Origin of the sequence: Sediminibacterium salmoneum NBRC 103935 (genome assembly GCF_000511175.1) — a bacterium.
Classification (GTDB): Bacteria; Bacteroidota; Bacteroidia; order Chitinophagales; family Chitinophagaceae; genus Sediminibacterium; species Sediminibacterium salmoneum.
Map to the genome: position 1 here is coordinate 671,049 of NZ_KI866530.1, position 19,736 is coordinate 690,784.

At 40.0% G+C, this 19,736-nt stretch carries 20 protein-coding genes; 19 read left to right on the forward strand and 1 reads right to left on the reverse strand.

Going from position 1 to position 19,736, the window contains the following annotated elements; genetic code table 11:
- Window positions 1–56: 56 nt before the first annotated feature.
- Window positions 57–2,474, reverse strand: a complete 2,418-nt coding sequence (locus P767_RS0103330; protein ID WP_216593195.1) for an alpha/beta hydrolase family protein — start codon at window positions 2,472–2,474, stop codon at window positions 57–59.
- Between the two features lie 266 nt (window positions 2,475–2,740).
- On the opposite strand from P767_RS0103330, the gene hisG reads away from it, so the two are divergent.
- The 19 genes from hisG to P767_RS15620 all read left to right on the forward strand — a co-directional run bounded on the left by hisG (window position 2,741) and on the right by P767_RS15620 (window position 19,688).
- Window positions 2,741–3,616, forward strand: a complete 876-nt coding sequence (gene hisG / locus P767_RS0103335) for an ATP phosphoribosyltransferase (RefSeq protein WP_026763395.1) — start codon at window positions 2,741–2,743, stop codon at window positions 3,614–3,616.
- Window position 3,617: 1 nt separating this feature from the next.
- Window positions 3,618–4,892 carry a histidinol dehydrogenase gene (hisD, locus tag P767_RS0103340; protein ID WP_026763396.1) on the forward strand — a complete coding sequence of 425 codons (1,275 nt, stop codon included), beginning with the start codon at window positions 3,618–3,620 and terminating at the stop codon, window positions 4,890–4,892.
- A gap of 7 nt (window positions 4,893–4,899) precedes the next feature.
- Complete coding sequence (gene hisC, locus P767_RS0103345) at window positions 4,900–5,958, forward strand: histidinol-phosphate transaminase (RefSeq protein ID WP_026763397.1); 1,059 nt, start codon at window positions 4,900–4,902, stop codon at window positions 5,956–5,958.
- A gap of 26 nt (window positions 5,959–5,984) precedes the next feature.
- Window positions 5,985–7,229 carry a PQQ-dependent sugar dehydrogenase gene (locus P767_RS0103350; RefSeq protein WP_026763398.1) on the forward strand — a complete coding sequence of 415 codons (1,245 nt, stop codon included), beginning with the start codon at window positions 5,985–5,987 and terminating at the stop codon, window positions 7,227–7,229.
- 5 nt (window positions 7,230–7,234) lie between these two features.
- Window positions 7,235–7,690, forward strand: coding sequence for a c-type cytochrome (locus P767_RS0103355; RefSeq protein WP_026763399.1), 456 nt, complete (start codon window positions 7,235–7,237; stop codon window positions 7,688–7,690).
- A 1-nt stretch (window position 7,691) separates the two neighbouring features.
- Entirely contained in the window at window positions 7,692–8,822 is a 1,131-nt protein-coding gene (hisB, locus tag P767_RS0103360; RefSeq protein ID WP_026763400.1) for a bifunctional histidinol-phosphatase/imidazoleglycerol-phosphate dehydratase HisB, read from the forward strand.
- A 174-nt stretch (window positions 8,823–8,996) separates the two neighbouring features.
- Complete coding sequence (locus tag P767_RS0103365) at window positions 8,997–10,409, forward strand: anthranilate synthase component I family protein (RefSeq protein ID WP_026763401.1); 1,413 nt, start codon at window positions 8,997–8,999, stop codon at window positions 10,407–10,409.
- Between the two features lie 8 nt (window positions 10,410–10,417).
- On the forward strand, window positions 10,418–10,999 hold the full coding sequence (locus P767_RS0103370; protein WP_026763402.1) for an anthranilate synthase component II: 582 nt from the start codon (window positions 10,418–10,420) through the stop codon (window positions 10,997–10,999).
- A gap of 1 nt (window position 11,000) precedes the next feature.
- Entirely contained in the window at window positions 11,001–11,993 is a 993-nt protein-coding gene (gene trpD / locus P767_RS0103375; protein WP_026763403.1) for an anthranilate phosphoribosyltransferase, read from the forward strand.
- A gap of 16 nt (window positions 11,994–12,009) precedes the next feature.
- The gene (gene trpC / locus P767_RS0103380) at window positions 12,010–12,807 is read left to right on the forward strand and encodes an indole-3-glycerol phosphate synthase TrpC (RefSeq protein WP_026763404.1); all 798 of its coding nucleotides are present in this window, start codon (window positions 12,010–12,012) and stop codon (window positions 12,805–12,807) included.
- Window positions 12,797–13,438: a phosphoribosylanthranilate isomerase gene (locus P767_RS0103385; RefSeq protein ID WP_026763405.1), complete on the forward strand. Its 642-nt coding sequence runs from the start codon at window positions 12,797–12,799 to the stop codon at window positions 13,436–13,438. Before trpC ends, P767_RS0103385 begins: the two co-directional genes overlap by 11 nt.
- Complete coding sequence (locus P767_RS0103390; RefSeq protein ID WP_026763406.1) at window positions 13,435–13,947, forward strand: hypothetical protein; 513 nt, start codon at window positions 13,435–13,437, stop codon at window positions 13,945–13,947. The genes P767_RS0103385 and P767_RS0103390 overlap by 4 nt, the downstream gene beginning before the upstream one ends.
- Window positions 13,944–15,149, forward strand: coding sequence for a tryptophan synthase subunit beta (gene trpB, locus P767_RS0103395; RefSeq protein WP_026763407.1), 1,206 nt, complete (start codon window positions 13,944–13,946; stop codon window positions 15,147–15,149). Before P767_RS0103390 ends, trpB begins: the two co-directional genes overlap by 4 nt.
- A 9-nt stretch (window positions 15,150–15,158) precedes the next feature.
- Window positions 15,159–15,944 (forward strand): tryptophan synthase subunit alpha, encoded by a 786-nt coding sequence (gene trpA, locus P767_RS0103400; RefSeq protein ID WP_037351599.1) that lies wholly within the window; start codon window positions 15,159–15,161, stop codon window positions 15,942–15,944.
- Window positions 15,945–15,947: 3 nt separating this feature from the next.
- Window positions 15,948–16,538 (forward strand): imidazole glycerol phosphate synthase subunit HisH, encoded by a 591-nt coding sequence (gene hisH / locus P767_RS0103405; protein WP_026763409.1) that lies wholly within the window; start codon window positions 15,948–15,950, stop codon window positions 16,536–16,538.
- A 1-nt stretch (window position 16,539) separates the two neighbouring features.
- Complete coding sequence (gene hisA, locus P767_RS0103410) at window positions 16,540–17,247, forward strand: 1-(5-phosphoribosyl)-5-[(5-phosphoribosylamino)methylideneamino]imidazole-4-carboxamide isomerase (protein WP_026763410.1); 708 nt, start codon at window positions 16,540–16,542, stop codon at window positions 17,245–17,247.
- On the forward strand, window positions 17,241–17,999 hold the full coding sequence (hisF, locus tag P767_RS0103415; protein ID WP_026763411.1) for an imidazole glycerol phosphate synthase subunit HisF: 759 nt from the start codon (window positions 17,241–17,243) through the stop codon (window positions 17,997–17,999). Before hisA ends, hisF begins: the two co-directional genes overlap by 7 nt.
- A 10-nt stretch (window positions 18,000–18,009) precedes the next feature.
- Window positions 18,010–18,606, forward strand: a complete 597-nt coding sequence (hisIE, locus tag P767_RS0103420; protein WP_026763412.1) for a bifunctional phosphoribosyl-AMP cyclohydrolase/phosphoribosyl-ATP diphosphatase HisIE — start codon at window positions 18,010–18,012, stop codon at window positions 18,604–18,606.
- A gap of 119 nt (window positions 18,607–18,725) precedes the next feature.
- The gene (locus tag P767_RS15620; RefSeq protein WP_051417054.1) at window positions 18,726–19,688 is read left to right on the forward strand and encodes a TlpA disulfide reductase family protein; all 963 of its coding nucleotides are present in this window, start codon (window positions 18,726–18,728) and stop codon (window positions 19,686–19,688) included.
- Window positions 19,689–19,736 lie beyond the last annotated feature (48 nt).

Genomic DNA, 19,736 nt, shown 5'->3' on the forward strand with positions numbered 1-19,736 from the left:
GTGTGTNTATATAGACGACAACAAACGTAACGACCGGCGTTATATCCATTCAATATTTATTTGGCGTTCTTTACGTATTTCTCCAACCATTGGAATTGTTCCCAAAGGGTATGTAATACATTCTCTTTTCCTCTGTACCCATGTGCTTCATAAGGCAGGTATACAAATCTTACTGTTCCTCCGTTGCCTTTGATGGCCGCAAATAATCTTTCGCTATTGATTGGATAAGTTCCGGTATTATCGTCTGCTTCTCCGTGGATCAATAGAATAGGGGTTTTAATTTTATCTGCATAGCTAAACGGACTCATCTGGTAATAGAGATCTGGGGCCTGCCAGTAAGTTCTGTCTTCATTTTGAAAGCCAAAAGGCGTAAGCGTTCTGTTGTAAGCTCCGCTTCTGGCAATGCCTGCTTTAAACCAATTGGTATGTGCCAGTAAATTGGCAGTCATAAATGCTCCGTAACTATGTCCGCCAACTGCTACTCTGTTTTTATCGGCAACGCCCATGCCAGATAAATGTTCAATGGCAGCAGCTGCATTTAATTTAAGCTGTTCAATAAAATTATCATTGGGTTTTTTGTCTGTGCCTGAAGCCACAATCGGCATTTCTGCATTGTCAAGAACTGCATAACCCTGTGTAACATAGTAAATAGGAGAGCCCCAGCTTAAAGTAGTGAAACGGTCTTTGCTGCCTCTGATCTGAGCTGCATCGGCTGCGGAATTGAACTCTCTTGGATAGGCCCATATAATCAGGGGTAATGGCCCTTTGCTCTTATCATAACCACTGGGTAAATACAAATCTCCGGTTAAATCTACGCCATCCGCGCGCTTGTATTTAATTTTTTCTTTTGTTACCGTTTCCAGTGCGGGATAAGGGTTTGTAAAAGTAGTGATAGCCCGGTCGGCCATTTTTAGCTTCAGGTTCTTAATATAATAATTGGGAACCTGCTTTTGTGATTCTTTTCTGGTTAGTAATACCAGATTATTGGCATCCAGTACTTCTGAGACTTGTTCAAATTCACCTTCATTGCATCTCCAGATAATTTCATTTTGCTTAGTGGTTAAATCGAATTTAGCAAGGAATGGGAGGTCTCCCTTTGGGGATGAGCCAGTAGTATTGTTCAGTAATAGTTTGGTTCCGTTATCAACTGTAACAATTACGTTTCTTCCAAAATTGTTTTTTGCTGTTACGGGTGATCCGGGGTTGCCGTATGCATCTGTTTGGTTTCTTTCGTATAATAATTCAAGGCTTTCTTTCTTTGAATTGTATAAGCTAACTCTCCCAAGTTGCTTGCTTCTTGAAATTTCATTCACCAGCGCAATATTTTCGTTGCCCCAGGTTGTTCCTGCATAACGAAGTTTTGTTTTAAACAAAGTTCTGGGTGAACTGTTAAAAGGAGCGCTTAATGCCAATACCGCATCTCTGAATTCTACCTGTTTTTTAATCAATCCGCTATCCAATGGTTCTGCCCATGTAATGGTAGCTGCTTCATCATCTCTCCAGTCAAATGCTCTGGGAACATTCTGGGTATTGTCGTAACCGGAAGGAGTACCTTCTGTTGAAGGTAATTCTACCAGTAGTTTAATGGTATTGCCGGCAAGGTCTGTAATTATCATTTTAGAGGGGAAACCATTGGCAGTTACCAGATAAGAGAAGGGTTGCTGTAACTGCTTCTGCAGCATGTATTTTTTATCAGGAGATAAACTGAAGCTGCTGAGGATGCATGGTTTGCCGGAAAGCGTTTCTACTCCATTTTTATTGATGACCAATTGGGATGTAGCATAAAACTGAAAAAGCTGTTCATCATATGGACTTTTAATTAAATCCTGATAAGTAGGGCTGGGGGCCGCTTTGCCAAGGTTCTGCTGGATGGTTGGTCCTTTAGGAGTTATTGGCTTTTTAGGTGCAGCTGATGCAATGGATACGGTTGACTTGTATACGATGGTATTATCGTCTACCCAGGTGTAGGCATTTCCCAATACCGAATTCAAAGGACGCTTGTTTATTTTGGTTGCCTTTTTGGTTGCTATATCAATCACATATAAATCAACCTGAGTGCCAGATGTATTTGTAAATGCAATTTTATTTTCTGAAGGGCTCCAGCTTACTGATCCGGCAAGCAAATTGGCAGGTATTCCGGTAATTGAATAAGTCTTGTTTTCTTTCAGTTGTTTCAATTGAAAATTGTTGATGAAATTCTGCCTGCTGGGAGAAAAATTATTGGGGTTTAGTCTTAAGCCGGCAACCCTGATTTCAGGTTGTCCCAGTTCTTCCACCGTTGGGTAAGAGTTTCTGCCAGACAAAAGCATCCAGGTAGCAGATCCGTCAATACTTACTGCCGGAGTGGGGGCTGCCAGCAATAAATCTGCAATCACTTTAGGGGGAGCCTGATAGCTAACAGCATCCTGTGCTTTCAGAAACAGGCTGGATCCTGATAGCGTAAGGGCCAGAAGAATGATTTTTTTCATTTTCATATGATGATAAAATTTATAAGGGAATCAATTCCCCAAATTAACAATTAATCTCCGTGCTACCCGATCAATCCCCCTGCTTTTAAAATATTTTTTGTCTTTCCGAATCTCCCCTGTAGTTTTGCAACGAAATGAAACAAAATTTACATCTACACCACCATCATATGCAACCCAAAGGGTAGGCATCGGTGTATTGTATCATGATATTGAACACGGAGCTTACCAAATGGTAGGCTTTTTTGTTTTATTAATTGAATAAAAAATTGAATATGGAAGCGAACAATGAATGTAACAAGTTGAGATTGGCAATTCAGAAGAGTGGTCGTTTGCACGATGATTCTATGAAACTTTTAAAAGAATGTGGAATTGATATTAGTAATGGTGTAAATAAGCTGAAAGCTGAAGCAACCAATTTCCCCATTGAAGTGTTCTTTCTTAGAGACGATGATATTCCCCAATATGTGGAAGATGGGGTTGCAGACATTGGATTCGTGGGTGAGAATGTCATTTTTGAAAAAAACAAACAAGTAACCATACCTGAAAAACTGGGATTTGGTAAGTGCAGATTGAGTATTGCAATCCCCAAAGGGAAGGACTACCCTTCGTCACAATACCTGCAAGGCAAAAAAATTGCTACCAGCTATCCTGTGATTGTAAACAACTATTTACAGCGTCAGGGTGTTACAGCAGAGATACATGAAATTAGTGGAAGTGTAGAGATTGCACCCGGAATTGGTTTGGCAGACGCTATCTGTGATTTAGTCAGCAGCGGATCTACGCTTTTCATGAATGGACTAAAGGAAGTGGAAGTAATTTTTGAATCACAGGCTGTTTTGATTAAACAGGCAGCATTGAATCCCACACAGGTTCAGCTGCTGGAGCGTTTAATATTCCGGATTCAGTCTGTTAAAAAAGCAAAAAACAATAAGTATATTTTATTGAATGCGCCGAATGAAAAGCTGAATGATATCATTTCACTGTTACCTGGCATGAAAAGCCCTACGGTCTTGCCACTGGCAACCGAAGGATGGAGCAGCGTGCACAGTGTGTTAAACGAGAATGATTTTTGGAATATAATTGAACAATTGAAAGAGGCAGGTGCAGAAGGAATACTGGTTGTACCAATTGAAAAAATGATAATGTAAAATGAAAACAATTGCTTTTCCTCTAAAGTCTGCGTGGGAATCTATCATTGCCAGACCTGTGGCAGATAGTAGTACTTTAATGGCCAGGGTTAAAACTGTGCTGGAAGAGGTTCAACAGCAGGGAGATGCTGCTGTTCAAAAATACACTCAGCTTTTTGATGGGGTTGTATTACCTGAATTCATCGTTACCGAGGAAGAAATTCAGGAAGCTGTTGCTCTGTTGGATGATGACTTAAAGAAAGCCATAGAAACAGCGGCAGCCAATATTCGTGCTTTTCATGCAAATCAGTTAATGGCAGATCCGGTTATTGAAACCATGCCCGGAATTCAATGCTGGAGAAAATCGGTTGGGATTGAAAAAGTGGGTTTATATATTCCCGGTGGTTCTGCCCCTTTGTTTTCAACTATTTTAATGCTTGGCATTCCTGCTTCAATCGCAGGGTGTAAAGAAGTAATTCTTTGTTCACCACCAGATAAATCTGGTAAGCTGCATCCGGCTATTTTATTTGCGGCTCAATTAGTGGGTATCCGGAAAATCTTTAAGATTGGGGGAGTCCAGGCAATCGGGGCTATGGCATATGGAACAGAATCCGTTCCTGCTGTGTACAAAATTTTTGGCCCGGGCAATCAATATGTAACGGCAGCCAAACAACTGGTTCAGATGGATGGATTGGCCATTGATATGCCTGCCGGCCCTAGTGAAGTTTGTGTGCTGGCTGACGATACAGCCGTACCGGCTTTTGTAGCTGCTGATTTGTTAAGTCAGGCGGAACATGGACCCGATAGTCAGGTTATACTGGTAAGCACTTCTGCTGCAATTATTGATCAGGTAAATGCAGAACTGGAAAAACAACTGTCAGCATTACCCCGAAAAGATATTGCTGCTATAGCGCTTTCCAATAGTCGTGCTGTAATAATGAATACCATAGAAGAGGCCATTGAGTTGGTAAATGCCTATGCAGCAGAACATTTGATTATTGCCAGCAATAACGCGGAATCCTTAGCAGAAAAAATTGTGAATGCAGGATCTGTATTCATTGGCCATTATTCACCAGAATCCGTTGGCGATTACGCAAGCGGCACCAATCATACTTTGCCTACCAATGCCTATGCAAGAATGTACAGTGGTGTTAGCGTAGATAGTTTCGTAAAGAAAATAACTTTTCAAAAACTAACCAGAGAAGGTTTGTCCTCCATTGCCGGCACCGTAGAAATAATGGCTGAAGCAGAAGGATTAACCGCTCATGCAAGAGCAGTAAGTATCAGAACAAAATAAATAAAGCATGTTTAATATAAATACACTTGTAAGAGAAAATATAGCCCGATTAACACCTTATTCTTCTGCAAGAGACGAGTTTAGTGGAGAAGCTAAAGTGTTTTTGGATGCCAATGAAAATAGTCTGGGTTCTCCATTAAAAAAATGGTACAACCGATACCCGGACCCACATCAGAAATCTATTAAAGAAAAGCTTTCACAGGTGAAAGGGATAGATGCCGGGCATATATTCCTTGGGAATGGCAGCGATGAATGTATTGATTTGTTATACCGTTGTTTTTGTAATCCGGGTAAAGACAATATTATTATATGTCCACCAACCTATGGCATGTATGAAGTGAGTGCAAATATCAATGATGTTGCAGTGAAAAAAGTTTCTCTGTTGCCCAATTTTCAATTGGATTTATCAGGTATAGAAGATGCCATTGATGAAAATACGAAATTAATCTGGGTATGTTCTCCCAACAATCCAACAGGCAATTCGCTCAAAAGATTAGACATAGAAACCCTGTTGAACAATTTTAAAGGATTGGTGATTGTGGATGAAGCCTATATTAATTTTTCCAAGCAAAAATCATTTGTTCAGGAATTAACAGAATATCCCAACCTGGTTGTATTGCAAACTTTAAGTAAGGCATGGGGTTTGGCAGGATTAAGGCTGGGGATGGCTTTTGCCTCTACCGCTATTATCGAAATCCTGAACAGAGTTAAACCTCCATATAATATTAATCAGGCCACACAGGAGCTGGTGCTTAGCGCGCTGGAAGAAGTAGGTCAGGTGAATGATATGATTCGTTTGCTGGTTGATATGCGGGAGGCATTGGCTGAAGTTTTTGCTTCTATGCCAACCGTTGAAACGGTCTATCCTTCTGATGCCAATTTTATTTTGGTGAAAATAAAAGAGGCCAGGGCTGTGTATGAATTTTTATTAACAAAAGGAATTGTATTGAGGGATAGAAGTAATGTGCAGCTTTGTAACGACTGCCTGCGAATTACCGTAGGCTCAGAACAGGACAATACTTTACTGGTTGATGCCATGCAGGACTGGTATCAATTGAATGCTTAATTTCACTCCTTAATTAATAGTATACTATGAAAAAATATCTATTGGGAGTTCTTGGCTTTTTGCCTTTATTATCTGTTAGTGCACAAAAGCAGCCTGAAGTGCCTATTAAACTTCCAGCTGGTTTTTCCAGTCAGATTGTAGCCAGTAATTTCGGAAGGGTAAGACATATTGCCGTAAATACCAATGGTGATTTGTACATGAAACTCGATCGCCTGGTAAACGGAAAAGGAATTTATCGTCTCAGAGATAAAAACAAAGATGGTATTATGGAAGATACCCTTGCCTTTGGTAATTACACGGGAACGGGCATCGGTATTTATAAAGGTTATTTATACGCAACATCAGATGAAACCGTATATCGCTATCAGCTAGACACCAATCAGGATATCGTGAATCCGGATAAGCCTGAAATAGTAGTGGAAGGTTTGTTAAATCTACGTCAGCATGCATCCAAGTCTATCACTTTCGACAAAGCAGGAAATATATATGTTAATATCGGAGCCCCTTCCAATGTTTGTCAGGAAAAAGACCGTCAGAAAGGATCTCCCGGAATGACGCCTTGTCCCATTCTTGAAACGGCTGGAGGTATCTGGCAGTTCAGTACTGCCAAACTTAATCAGAAATTAGCCGATGGAGTTCGGTATGCTACCGGTATGCGGAATGCATTGGGTATTGACTGGAATCATGAAGTGGATGATTTATATGCAACCATTCACGGAAGGGATATGTTGTTTCAGTATTTCCCTGAAATGTACGATCAGAAAAAAGGAGCGGAGCTTCCTTCTGAAACCTTTTACCGGGTTAAAAAAGGAGATGATTGCGGCTGGCCTTTTGTTTACTGGGATCATTTCCAGAATAAGAAAATCTTGAGCCCCGAATATGGTGGCGATGGCAAAAAAGAGGGTGCACCCAATGCTATAAGCCCATTGGTAGGATTTCCGGGGCATATGGCACCCAATGCATTGTTGATGTACAATGGCAATCAGTTTCCGGCAAAATACAAACACGGGGCTTTTATTGCCTTTCACGGCAGCTGGAACAGAACTCCGGAGCCACAGGAAGGATTTTATGTAGTATTTGTGCCCATGAAAAATGGAATGCCAACGGGCAACTGGGAAGTTTTTGCCGATGGTTTCTCTGGCATGAGTCCGGTTACTAATTTGTCTGCAGCCAAGCATCGCCCAACGGGGTTGGCAATGGGACCCGATGGTGCAATCTATGTATCGGATGATAAAGTCGGTTATGTCTGGAAAATTTCTTACAAACCATAAGTACTATGATGAAACTGATTCTTGTATTATTTTGCTCGATTGCGGCTGATTTTTCAGGCTCTGCACAGACCAAGCCATCAGGTAAGCAGTTTAAAGCAAGCACTTCTTCGGCTAAGCAAGGCTTGAGTATATTGCAGATGAGCAATGGCAAAAAAGTATATGATTTATACTGCCAGGCTTGTCATCAGGCAGATGGCAATGGGGTACCCAGATTGAATCCGCCTTTGACCGGAACGGTATATGTTAACGGAAGCAAAACAAGACTAATTGATATTGTGCTGAATGGACTTTCTGATCCCATTGAAATAAATGGGGAAGAATACAACAACCCTATGGCAGCCCATGATTTTTTAACCGATCAGCAAATTGCTGATGTGTTAACGTATGTGCGAAACAGTTTTGGAAATAAATCAGGACCCATTACTGAGCAAGAAGTGAAAAAGCAAAGAGCAAAAAAATAATATGAAAAGGATTTTATTTATTGACAGGGATGGAGTGGTTTTGCAGGAGCCTCCTGTTGATTTTCAAATTGATGATATTTATAAAACCAGTTTTGTAAAGGGAGCTTTAACGCAGTTGTCACGGATTGCTGCTGAATTTGATTTTTATAAAGTGATGGTGACCAATCAGGATGGATTGGGAACCGATTCTTATCCCGAGTCTCAGTTTTATCCTTACCACGATCTGATGATCAGAACCCTGGACTCTGTTGGGTTTGTATTTGACGAAATGATTGTAGATAAAACATTCGCCTCTGACAATCAGCCCACCCGTAAACCTGGTACTGCTTTGCTCAACCACTTAATAAATAATCCTGCTTATGATCTGGCAAATTCCTTTGTAATAGGTGATCGGTGGAGTGATATTCAGCTGGCAATGAATCTGGGAACAAAAGCCATTTATTTAAAATCTGGGTTACATGAATTAAGCGTTGAACAGGAAGAATTATTTAAAGAAGTTATTGTACTGGAGACTGATTCCTGGGAAGCGATTTATCAGTTTTTAAAAACCGGGCTCAGACAAGTGCATCATGAAAGAAATACCAATGAAACCCAGATATCTATTGATTTGAATATGGATGGAACCGGAAGGGCGAATATTCATACAGGGCTTGGGTTTTTTGATCATATGCTTGATCAGATTGCCAGACATGGTAAGATTGATCTGGCCATTGAAGCAAAAGGAGACTTACATATTGATGAACACCATACAATTGAAGATACGGGCATTGCCCTGGGGGAAGCTTTTGCAAAAGCACTTTCCGATAAGCGAGGCATGGAACGATATGGATTTGCCTTGCCAATGGACGAGGCGGATGCGAAAGTGCTGATTGATTTCGGTGGTAGAAACTGGCTGGTTTGGAATGCAGAGTTTAAAAGAGAAAAAATTGGGGAAATGCCTACAGAAATGTTTTTTCATTTCTTCAAAAGCTTTAGTGATGGTGCCAGGTGTAATTTGAATATTGAATGCAGGGGTGATAATGAGCACCATAAAATAGAAGCTATTTTCAAGGCATTTGCCAAAGCTGTGCGTATGGCCGTGAAAAGAGACCCATTAAGTAATCATTTGCCTTCTACCAAAGGGGTGTTATAATTATTTTTTGTGTTTTCCTTCTTAAGTCTCATATTTGTGTTATGATTTTAGTAAACAAGCATTGGTGGTGGCATACTGACTCTGATCGGGGAATGTAGTGCTATAGCCAGTACTGAACAATATTGTAAGAGCCCCGGATGTATTTCTGGGGCTTTTTATTTTAAGTTATATCAAATGAGTAAGATACAATTGAGTACTACCGGTAAGAAGATGTTGGGAGATATTTACACTCCGGTAGGAATTTATTTAAGACTAAGGGATCGTTTCAGAGATACTATTTTACTGGAAAGTACCGATCACCATGCGCATGACAATAGTTATTCCTTTATTTGTATTAATGCCATTGGGGGAATAGAAATTAAATCCAAGGATAATATTGAATACAAACTACCTGGTTCTGATCCGGTAAAAGCTGTTCTGGATCAATCAAAGAATGTGGCAAGCCATCTCTGGGACTATATGGGATCATTTCAGGTATCAGTTCCTGAAGATGCTGCATATTCATTTGCACAGGGATTATTTGGTTATAACTGTTTTGATGCAATTGATTTTTATGAACCTTCCATTGCCTCAAAAACAGAAACGCCGTTGATACCCTTGGTGCGTTACAGGCTTTATCAGTATATAATTGCATTTAATCACTTTAAAGACGAGTTGATTATTTGTGAAAATAGAATTCCCGGAATCAAGGGAGACCTGCAAATGGTAGAATCGCTGATCCGAATAAAAGATGTGCCAGTATATCCTTTTGCAGTTGCCGGTGAGCAAGCGTCGAATCTTTCAGATGAAGCCTATATTTCACTGGTTAAAAAGGGTATTGAGCATTGCATGCGGGGAGACGTTTTTCAGGTTGTATTGAGCAGGCAGTTTAGTCAGGCATTTACCGGTGATGAATTTAATGTTTACAGAACACTAAGAAGTATTAATCCTTCCCCTTATTTATTCTTTTTTGATTACGGAGATTATAAAATAATGGGTTCCTCTCCAGAGGCGCAACTGGTAATTAAAAATGGCAAAGCAATTGTTCATCCGATTGCGGGAACATTTAAACGAACAGGGGATGACGCAACCGATCAGCAGGCTGCGACTGCTTTACTGGCAGATCAGAAGGAAAATGCAGAACATGTGATGCTGGTTGATCTTGCCCGAAACGATTTAAGCCGGGTATGCGAAGACGTTAAAGTTGCACAGTACCGTCAGGTTCATTATTACAGTCATGTGATTCATTTGGTAAGCGAAGTAGAGGGAAGCATTAAAGGCAAGCAGAACCCATTTGAAATATTTGCAGCAAGTTTTCCTGCCGGTACATTAAGCGGAGCCCCCAAAATAAAAGCAATAAACATTATTAAAGAACTTGAGCCAACTGAACGAAGTTTTTATGGAGGCGCTATTGGTTTCGTTGGGTTTGATGGCAGTTTTAATCATGCCATTATGATCAGAACCTTTCTAAGTAAAAACAATCAACTCATTAGTCAGGCAGGAGCGGGTGTAGTGGCTGCCAGTGTTCCGGAAAGTGAATTACAGGAAGTAAACAATAAGTTAAATGCATTGCACCAGGCAGTTGCTCTTGCATCATCCGTTATTTAATTGATACTATGAAAATTCTTGTTTTTGATAATTATGACTCATTCACCTACAATCTGGTGCATCTGATTGCTAAGATTACGGGTGATTATCCTGACGTATGCAGAAATGATCAGATTGAACTGGAAAAAGTAAATGATTATGATAAAATTGTTTTGTCTCCCGGCCCGGGTATTCCAGCCGAAGCTGGTTTATTGAAGCCCCTGATTCAAGAATACGCTTCCAGTAAATGTATATTAGGTGTCTGTCTGGGACATCAGGCCATTGGAGAAGTTTTTGGAGCAACCTTAATTAATCTTCCCAAGGTATATCATGGAATTGCTACGCCGGTATTTCCTCTGCGGTTATCTAATGGAGAATACTCTCCCGTTTACAAAGGACTGGGCGATACGGTTGAAGTAGGCCGCTATCATAGCTGGGCCGTTTCCGCAGATCGGTTACCGGCAGAACTTATTGTTACTGCAAAAGATGAAAATGGGTTGATCATGGGACTCATGCACAGTCAGTTTGATATTGAGGGAGTTCAGTTTCACCCGGAAAGCATTCTAACCCCACAGGGAGAAACTATTATGAAAAACTGGTTAAACAAGTAAGATGAAAAAAATATTACAATACCTTTTTGAGTATAAATCGTTGAGCAGAGAGAAGGCTTTTGATGTATTGGTTAATATGGCAAACGGTCAATACAACGATTCGGAAATTACCGCTTTTATAACCGTTTATTTAATGCGAAGCATTACTATAGACGAGTTAAGTGGCTTCAGAGATGCATTGTTACATTTATGTGTTAAGACCGATCTGGGTACAAACGATTTGGTTGACATTGTTGGTACGGGAGGAGATGGAAAAAACTCTTTCAATATTTCAACTCTTGCTTGTTTTGTTGTTGCAGGTGCCGGACAAAAAGTGGCTAAGCATGGGAATTATGGAGCTTCTACTATTAGTGGAGCATCTAACGTGATGGAGGCTTTGGGATACCGCTTTAAGCAAACTGCCGATTTATTGAAAAGAGAGATTGATGAAGCTGGAATTTGTTTTATGCACGCTCCACTTTTTCATCCTGCCTTAAAAGCAGTTGGCCCAATTCGAAAAAAGCTTGGGGTCAGAACTTTTTTCAATATGCTGGGCCCCATGGTAAATCCAGCCAATCCGGATTATCAGCTGGTAGGGGTGTACAATCTGGAAATGGCCCGCATCTACAACTATTTACTGCAGCCAACAGGCAAGTCTTTTACTATTATCCATAGCCTGGATGGTTATGATGAAATATCCTTAACCAGCGATACTAAAGTTATTACCAAACAAGGAGAAGCGGTGTATTCTCCTATTGACCTGGGTAAAAAAATTGTACTTCCCGAAGCTATTTACGGGGGAAATACGGTTGAAGAATCGGCTGCCATTTTCCTGCGTGTTTTAAAAGGTGAAGGAAGCTGGTCTCAGAATGCTGTGGTGTTGGCCAATGCAGCCATGGCATTGAACAGCACAGGTAAGTTCGCCAATTATGATGCTGCGTATCAGGCAGCTGTTTATAGTCTGGAATCAGGAGCAGCTTATAAAAGTTTTACTAACCTGATTCAAATGCAATAGTCAAATACATTTATTTATGACCATTCTTGATACAATTGTTGAACAAAAAATTCGTGAAGTTGCACAGAGAAAGGCAGAGTCCCCAATTAGTATATTGGAGCAGTCTGTTTATTTTTCCAGACCGTGTATTTCGCTCAGGGACACTTTACAGGATAATAATAAAACGGGCATAATAGCTGAATATAAAAGAAAGTCGCCCAGCAAGGGAATCATCAATGGAATTTCCACTGTAGCAGAAGTAACGAATGCCTATGCTGAATATGGGGCAGCTGCTGTTTCTGTTTTAACAGATGAAACATTTTTTGGAGGACATCTGAACGATCTGGCAAATGCGGTGCAATTGCCTATTCCTGTTTTGCGAAAGGATTTTATGGTAGATGAGTATCAGTTATATGAAGCAAAAGCCCATGGCGCATCTGTTATCCTGTTAATAGCAGCCTGCTTAAGCCCCAAAGATATTCAGCGTATGGCCAGGTTGGCACATCAGTTAGGATTGGAAGTCTTGCTAGAAATACATGGAGAGGATGAATTAGGTCATATATGTCCGGAAGTTGATTTTGTAGGCGTTAATAACAGAAACTTGAAAAGTTTTGAAGTTAGTCTGGAACATTCCCTTGGGTTGATTAACAAGATTCCAAAGGAAATGCCTGCTATTGCTGAAAGTGGTATAGATCATCCGGATACAATTGTAACTTTACAGAGTGCCGGGTTTTCCGGATTTTTAATAGGGGAACGTTTCATGCGTGAAACCAATCCCGGAATTGCTTTTGCCAATTTTGTTATAACCTTAAAAGAAAAACAAAATGCGGGCTAAAGTCTGTGGATTGAACAGTATTCAGCAAATGATGCAACTGGATGAAATGGGCGTAGAATTCGCCGGATTCATTTTTTATTCCAAATCGCCCAGGTATGTTTTAAAAACCTGTTCCAGATTGGATTTAAAAAAGGCAAAAGGCACAACTATCAATAAAGTAGGGGTATTTGTTAATGAAGAACCAGAGCAATTATTAACGCTGGTTGATGAATGCGGTTTGTATCTGGCACAGTTACATGGTGATGAAACTCCCAGATATTGCGAAAAAATTGCTGACTACATTTCTGTTATTAAAGCATTCAGACTCAGAGATGATGATGATGTTTTATGGAAAATCAAGGATTACCAGGATATAGTAGATATGTTTTTATTTGATACTGCGGGTGCAGAATATGGTGGAACAGGTAAAAGGTTCAACTGGGATATTTTATTTTCTCTGAATATAAATAAACCCTTCTTTTTAAGCGGGGGTATTGGGCCTGAAGATATACAGGCATTACAATCATTTAAATTGGATCCTGTTGCGAAAGACCTGTTTGCCATTGACGTGAATAGTAAATTTGAAATTAGTCCGGGAATAAAAAATATGGAACTGGTAAAACCATTTATAAAGCAATTGAAACAATTATGAGAAAAGGGATTCTGATAGGTTTTCTGGGGCTTTTTTTGTACGGTAATCTTTCTGCACAGCAATTAAGTAATATATTAATTAATGTGAGTGGAAAGGCTCAATACAAAGTTAGCTCAGGTAATACCCTAATATACCTGGATGATCAGGGTAAGATTCTTTCTGTTGAAACAGATGCTTCAGGAGAAGTGTTGTACAATAAGAATTTTCAGCCGCAACAAGCAGGAAGTCTTGGTATTCAGTTTAATTATGAAGGTTGGTTAAGTCAAATAGGAAACTTGTTTATTCAGTATGATCATACAGGACGAATAGATAAAATCGGCGATCTGGTATTCAGGTATAATTATCAAAATATAATATCATCTGTGGGTAATATTTCCATTTTGTATAATGCCAATAGAACCATTGACCAGATTGGGGTGTATAAGATATATTATAATTATAGCGGTAAAATATCCAGAATTGACCCCAGTAAAGGTCTAATTGCTTTACAATTAAATTTTTCAAAATGAGTAGTGTGAGGAACGATTATCAGTCGCCCGATTTGCAGGGATATTACGGAGAGTTTGGTGGGGCATATATTCCGGAAATGTTGCAGCGAAATGTGATGGAACTCAGGGAGAAGTACCTGCAGATTATGCAGGAACCCGATTTCCAGGCGGAGTTTGCTCATCTGCTAAAGGATTATGTGGGCAGGCCAACCCCTTTATTTAAAGCAGAAAGACTGAGTGAACAATACCAGACTCAGATATACTTAAAACGAGAAGATCTTTGTCATACCGGAGCACATAAAATCAATAATACCATTGGTCAGATCTTGCTGGCAATACGTTTAGGTAAAACCAGAATTATTGCGGAGACGGGTGCCGGTCAGCATGGAGTGGCTACAGCAACGGTTTGCGCTTTAAAAGGTCTTGAGTGTATTGTTTATATGGGAGAAAAAGACATTGAACGTCAGGCACCCAATGTAGCAAGAATGAAAATGCTGGGAGCTAAAGTGGTTCCGGCCACCAGCGGCAGTAAAACCCTTAAAGACGCTACCAATGAAGCAATCAGAGATTGGATTAATCATCCTGAGAATACCCATTATATTATAGGAAGTGTAGTAGGGCCACATCCTTATCCTGATATGGTAGCCCGTTTTCAAAGTGTAATCAGTAAAGAAATGAGAGCACAATTATTAGAGCAAACCGGAACAGATTTACCAACTCATGTGATTGCCTGTGTAGGAGGAGGTAGTAATGCTGCAGGGGCTTTTTATCATTTTCTAAATGAGCCTTCGGTAATACTGGTTGCAGTGGAAGCTGCTGGAAAAGGCGTTTCTAGTGGTATGAGTGCTGCTACCACACAGTTGGGTTCTGTAGGAATTTTACATGGAAGTAAAAGTCTGCTGATGCAAACTGAAGATGGTCAGGTAGTTGAGCCGCATAGTATTTCAGCAGGTTTGGATTATCCTGGAATCGGGCCTATGCATGCACATTTATTCCAATCCGGCAGAGGTGTATTCCTGAGTGCAACGGATGAAGAAGCGCTGGATGCAGCATTTCATGTAAGTAAAACAGAAGGAATTATACCGGCATTGGAAACATCCCATGCATTTTCAGTACTGGGACAACTGAATTTGAAGCCCTCCGATCGTGTAGTAATTTGTTTAAGTGGAAGAGGGGATAAGGATCTGGCGACCTATATGAATAGCGGAAAAATGAAATTATAAAATTGGATAATGAGCAGACTAGTAAATATATTTCAAAAGAAAAATCAACCTGTGCTGAATGTTTATTTTACTGCAGGGTATCCCTCTCTGGATAGTACATTGCCTGTAATGGAAGCGCTGGCTAAAAATGGGGTAGAGATTATAGAGTTGGGCATGCCCTACAGTGATCCCCTGGCGGATGGCCCCACCATACAGGAAAGCAGCACGAAAGCCATTGCCAATGGTATGACTATAGCAACTCTATTTAGTCAAATTCGTCATTGCAGAGAAAATTCGTATTTACAACATACCGGAATTGTTTTAATGGGATATATGAATCCGATTCTTCAGTATGGTTTTGAAAGGTTTTGTGCGGAAGCGGCCGAGGCAGGTGTAGACGGCCTCATTTTGCCTGATTTGCCTGCATTTGAATTTGAAAATGCTTACGGAGCAATCATTAAAAAGTACGGATTGGATTTTATTTTCCTGGTAACACCTGAAACAACAGAAGAAAGAGTTAGAGAACTGGATAATTTAAGTTCGGGATTTTTGTATGCAGTAAGTGCTTCCGCAACCACAGGAGGGAATACGGATTTTGAAAAAGTGAATGCATATCTAAAAAAACTGGCGGCGTATCAATTAAAGAATCCTGTGATGGTGGGCTTTGGAATTAAAGACCAGCAAAGTGTTGAAGCGGTAACACAATATACGCAAGGAGCAATCATAGGTTCTGCGTATATTAAAGTATTGAGCACAGCTACTGATATTGAGTCAGCAACCCGCCAGTTTATAGGACAGATCAGACCTAAATTGTAAAATGTGAAAACAGTAATTATAAAATACAATGCCGGAAATATTCAATCAGTGCTTTATGCGCTCGAAAGGATTGGGCATACCGCAGATGTTACAGATGACCACGAACAGATAAGACAGGCCGACAAAGTTATTTTTCCCGGTGTAGGTGAAGCAAGTACAGCCATGAATTACCTGAAGAGCAGAAAGCTGGATCAAATAATAGTTGATTTAAAACAACCTGTTCTTGGTATCTGTTTGGGCATGCAACTGATGTGTAAATACAGTGAAGAAAACAACACAGATTGCCTGGGCATATTTGATGAAAAAGTAAGCAGATTTTCCCCGGTTAACGGGGTCAATAAGATTCCTCAGATTGGCTGGAATACAATTGAACATTTAAAGAGCCCATTATTCAATGGCATTAAAGAATCATCCTACTGCTATTATGTTCATAGCTTTTATGCTTCGTTAGGAGAGCATACAATCGCAACCACCCATTACGGAATCGGCTATAGTGCTGCATTGCATCGGAATAATTTTTACGGGGTACAGTTTCACCCTGAGAAAAGTGCAGAAACCGGAGAGCAGATTTTAAAAAATTTTATTGCTTTATAATATGGAAATCATACCCGCTATTGATATTATTGATGGAAAATGTGTCAGGCTAACCGAAGGTGATTATGCGCAAAAAACCATTTACAATGCCAACCCGCTGGAAGTGGCCCAATCTTTTGCTGATGCTGGAATTAAAAGATTGCATCTGGTAGACCTGGATGGTGCCAAAGCTGGAAAAGTTACCAATTGGAAAGTATTGGAAACCATTGCATCCAATACCTCTTTAATTATTGATTTTGGCGGAGGGATTAAAACGGAAGCCGATCTGAAACTGGTATACGAATCCGGGGCCAGTCTGGCTACTATCGGTAGTCTGGCAGTGAAAGACCCTGATTTATTCGAATCCTGGATTCAGCAATATGGGGCGGATAAATTTTTATTGGGTGCTGATGTAAAGGGAGAGTTTATTGCTATCGGAGGCTGGCTACAGGTATCCGATCAAACAATTATCCAATTTATTGAGAAGTATATCCGGAAAGGAATTACTCAGTTGTTTTGTACCGATATTAGTAAGGATGGTAGACTGGAGGGGCCCTCTCTTGAATTGTATCAACAGATTACTCAAGCATTTCCCGATTTACATTTTATTGCCAGCGGAGGGGTAAGCTCAATGGAAGATATACATGCATTAAGAGAAATTGGCTGTAAAGGAGTTATTGTAGGGAAAGCCATTTATGAAGGAAGAATAAAAATAGAAGAATTGTGTTAACAAAACGAATAATACCCTGTCTGGATATCAAAGACGGCAGAACAGTTAAAGGTGTGAATTTTGAGCAGATTCGTGATGCAGGTGATCCGGTTGAACTAGCATCCATCTATGCAAAAGAAGGAGCTGATGAACTCGTTTTTCTTGATATTACTGCAACGAATGAGAAAAGAAAAACATTGAGTGAGCTCGTAAACAAAATTGCGCATCAGATTAATATTCCTTTCACTGTTGGAGGGGGAATTAATTCTGTGGAAGATGTACAGGTCTTATTGAAGAATGGAGCCGATAAAATATCAGTAAATACGGCTGCATTTAAAAAACCTGATTTAATTAATGAACTTGCCCTTGAATTTGGCAGTCAGTGTGTAGTATTGGCCATTGATACTAAACAGGAAGCCGACGGTAAATGGTATGTGTACCTGAACGGGGGTAAGGTAAAAACAGATACATTGTGTTTTGATTGGGCCAGGGAAGCAGTTGATAGGGGGGTAGGAGAAATATTACTGACTTCCATGAACAATGATGGCACTAAAAAAGGATTTGCGTTGGATATTACTAAACAATTAGCCGGTTCTTTACCTGTACCCATTATTGCATCCGGGGGTGCCGGCAGTAAGGAAGATTTTGCTGATGTATTTCAGCAGGCCCAGGCAGATGCAGCGCTGGCAGCAAGTATTTTCCATTTTAAAGAAATCGCTATACCTGAATTGAAAAAATATTTGTCTGAACAGCAGATTCCTGTTCGTTTATAAACAACCGATTATGAAAATTGATTTTGAAAAATACACGGACGGGCTGGTGCCAGCCGTTGTTCAGGATTACATGACGCATAAAGTATTAATGTTGGGCTTTATGAATGCTGAAGCAGTTGATAAAACAATGGAGTTGCAAAAAGTGACTTTTTTCAGCAGGTCAAAACAACGTCTCTGGACAAAGGGAGAAGAGAGCGGTCATTTTCTTCATTTGAAATCCATAGCAGTGGATTGCGACAATGACAGCCTTTTAATACAGGCAAATCCTGAAGGCCCAACCTGTCATACAGGAGCAGATACCTGCTGGAATGAAAAAAATCATGCGGATCATTTTTTAACCTATCTGGAACAAATTATTGAACTCAGAAAGAATGGGAACCCGGATGAATCCTATGTAGCCAAAATGTTTGCCAAAGGAATCAATAAAATTGCCCAGAAAGTAGGGGAGGAGGCAGTTGAAATGGTGATTGAGGCAAAAGATGATAATGCTGATTTATTTTTGAATGAGTCTGCAGACTTACTGTTTCATTATTTGCTTTTGCTTAACGCTAAAGGGCATAACTTAGCAGAAGTCTTACAAATTCTACAATCAAGGCACGCTAAATAAACTATGAAAACGATTCTGACTTCTTTATTTCTCCTGACTGGTCTTTCAGTTTTTGCTCAACCCAAATTTCAGATCAATGGAAATATTGCCAATGCCAAACCCAATATGCTTGTTTTTTAATGAATGGCAATGACGGTAAAACCATTGCTACCGATACGGTAAGAAATGGCAAATTCATCCTTAAAGGGACAATTACAGAGCCGGATATTTTTCAGTTGGGTTTTGTAGGATATAAGGAAGCATTGGATATTTTTCTGGACAATGATGAAGTGAATATTAATGCCGATTTCAATCAATTTTCTGCAGCCACAATAACTGGTTCACCTGTTGAATCGGATTACCAGCAATTCAAATCTACTTTTAACCCAATTAGAGACCGGTTGAATTATCTGGTACAGCAAATCAATCCTGAAAAAAACAGATTAAAAAGAGATTCTCTTATTCAGCTATATGAAGAATCTAAGGGAAAAGTATTGCAGGAAGCTACCCTTTTTGCAAAAGAAAAATCCGGTTCTCCTGTTAGTTCTTTTGTGTTGTTTGCCATTAGTCCTTTATTAAATGGTAACGAAGACCTTGAGCAACGTTATGCTGCATTAAGCCCCTCGGCTAAAAAAGGAACTTTTGCCAAAATGATTGAGCAAACGATTGCAGAAGCGAATGTAAATAAAATAGGCACTGTTGCTCTGGAGTTCAGTCAGAAAGATACACTGGGGAAAATGGTCTCTTTAAAATCCTTCAGAGGCAAATATGTGCTGATAGATTTCTGGGCCAGCTGGTGTGGACCCTGCCGTGCAGAGAACCCCAATTTAGTGGCTGCATTTAAACAGTATTCCAACAAGAATTTTACTGTACTAGGTGTTTCGCTGGACGACAATAAAGCCAGCTGGATGAATGCGATACGAAAAGATAAACTAACCTGGACGCAACTAAGCGATTTACAAAGCTGGAATAATCAGGTGGCTCAGTTGTATAAAATCAGAAGTATACCTGCCAATTATTTGCTGGACCCCAACGGTAAAATCATTGCCAGGGATTTAAGGGGAGAAGAATTGCAGGTTAAGCTGAAAGAATTGCTCAAATAACCAGTCGTCCCAGAAAATGCAATGGGTTTTCAGGATTAGTTATATTGC

What these genes read in the sequence shown, in the direction of transcription:
- P767_RS0103330 (WP_216593195.1), bottom strand. Translation starts at nt 2,474, where the DNA reads ATGAAAATGAAAAAAATCATTCTTCTGGCCCTTACGCTATCAGGATCC.
- hisG (WP_026763395.1), top strand. Translation starts at nt 2,741, where the DNA reads ATGGAAGCGAACAATGAATGTAACAAGTTGAGATTGGCAATTCAGAAG.
- hisD (WP_026763396.1), top strand. Translation starts at nt 3,618, where the DNA reads ATGAAAACAATTGCTTTTCCTCTAAAGTCTGCGTGGGAATCTATCATT.
- hisC (WP_026763397.1), top strand. Translation starts at nt 4,900, where the DNA reads ATGTTTAATATAAATACACTTGTAAGAGAAAATATAGCCCGATTAACA.
- P767_RS0103350 (WP_026763398.1), top strand. Translation starts at nt 5,985, where the DNA reads ATGAAAAAATATCTATTGGGAGTTCTTGGCTTTTTGCCTTTATTATCT.
- P767_RS0103355 (WP_026763399.1), top strand. Translation starts at nt 7,235, where the DNA reads ATGATGAAACTGATTCTTGTATTATTTTGCTCGATTGCGGCTGATTTT.
- hisB (WP_026763400.1), top strand. Translation starts at nt 7,692, where the DNA reads ATGAAAAGGATTTTATTTATTGACAGGGATGGAGTGGTTTTGCAGGAG.
- P767_RS0103365 (WP_026763401.1), top strand. Translation starts at nt 8,997, where the DNA reads ATGAGTAAGATACAATTGAGTACTACCGGTAAGAAGATGTTGGGAGAT.
- P767_RS0103370 (WP_026763402.1), top strand. Translation starts at nt 10,418, where the DNA reads ATGAAAATTCTTGTTTTTGATAATTATGACTCATTCACCTACAATCTG.
- trpD (WP_026763403.1), top strand. Translation starts at nt 11,001, where the DNA reads ATGAAAAAAATATTACAATACCTTTTTGAGTATAAATCGTTGAGCAGA.
- trpC (WP_026763404.1), top strand. Translation starts at nt 12,010, where the DNA reads ATGACCATTCTTGATACAATTGTTGAACAAAAAATTCGTGAAGTTGCA.
- P767_RS0103385 (WP_026763405.1), top strand. Translation starts at nt 12,797, where the DNA reads ATGCGGGCTAAAGTCTGTGGATTGAACAGTATTCAGCAAATGATGCAA.
- P767_RS0103390 (WP_026763406.1), top strand. Translation starts at nt 13,435, where the DNA reads ATGAGAAAAGGGATTCTGATAGGTTTTCTGGGGCTTTTTTTGTACGGT.
- trpB (WP_026763407.1), top strand. Translation starts at nt 13,944, where the DNA reads ATGAGTAGTGTGAGGAACGATTATCAGTCGCCCGATTTGCAGGGATAT.
- trpA (WP_037351599.1), top strand. Translation starts at nt 15,159, where the DNA reads ATGAGCAGACTAGTAAATATATTTCAAAAGAAAAATCAACCTGTGCTG.
- hisA (WP_026763410.1), top strand. Translation starts at nt 16,540, where the DNA reads ATGGAAATCATACCCGCTATTGATATTATTGATGGAAAATGTGTCAGG.
- hisIE (WP_026763412.1), top strand. Translation starts at nt 18,010, where the DNA reads ATGAAAATTGATTTTGAAAAATACACGGACGGGCTGGTGCCAGCCGTT.
- P767_RS15620 (WP_051417054.1), top strand. Translation starts at nt 18,726, where the DNA reads ATGAATGGCAATGACGGTAAAACCATTGCTACCGATACGGTAAGAAAT.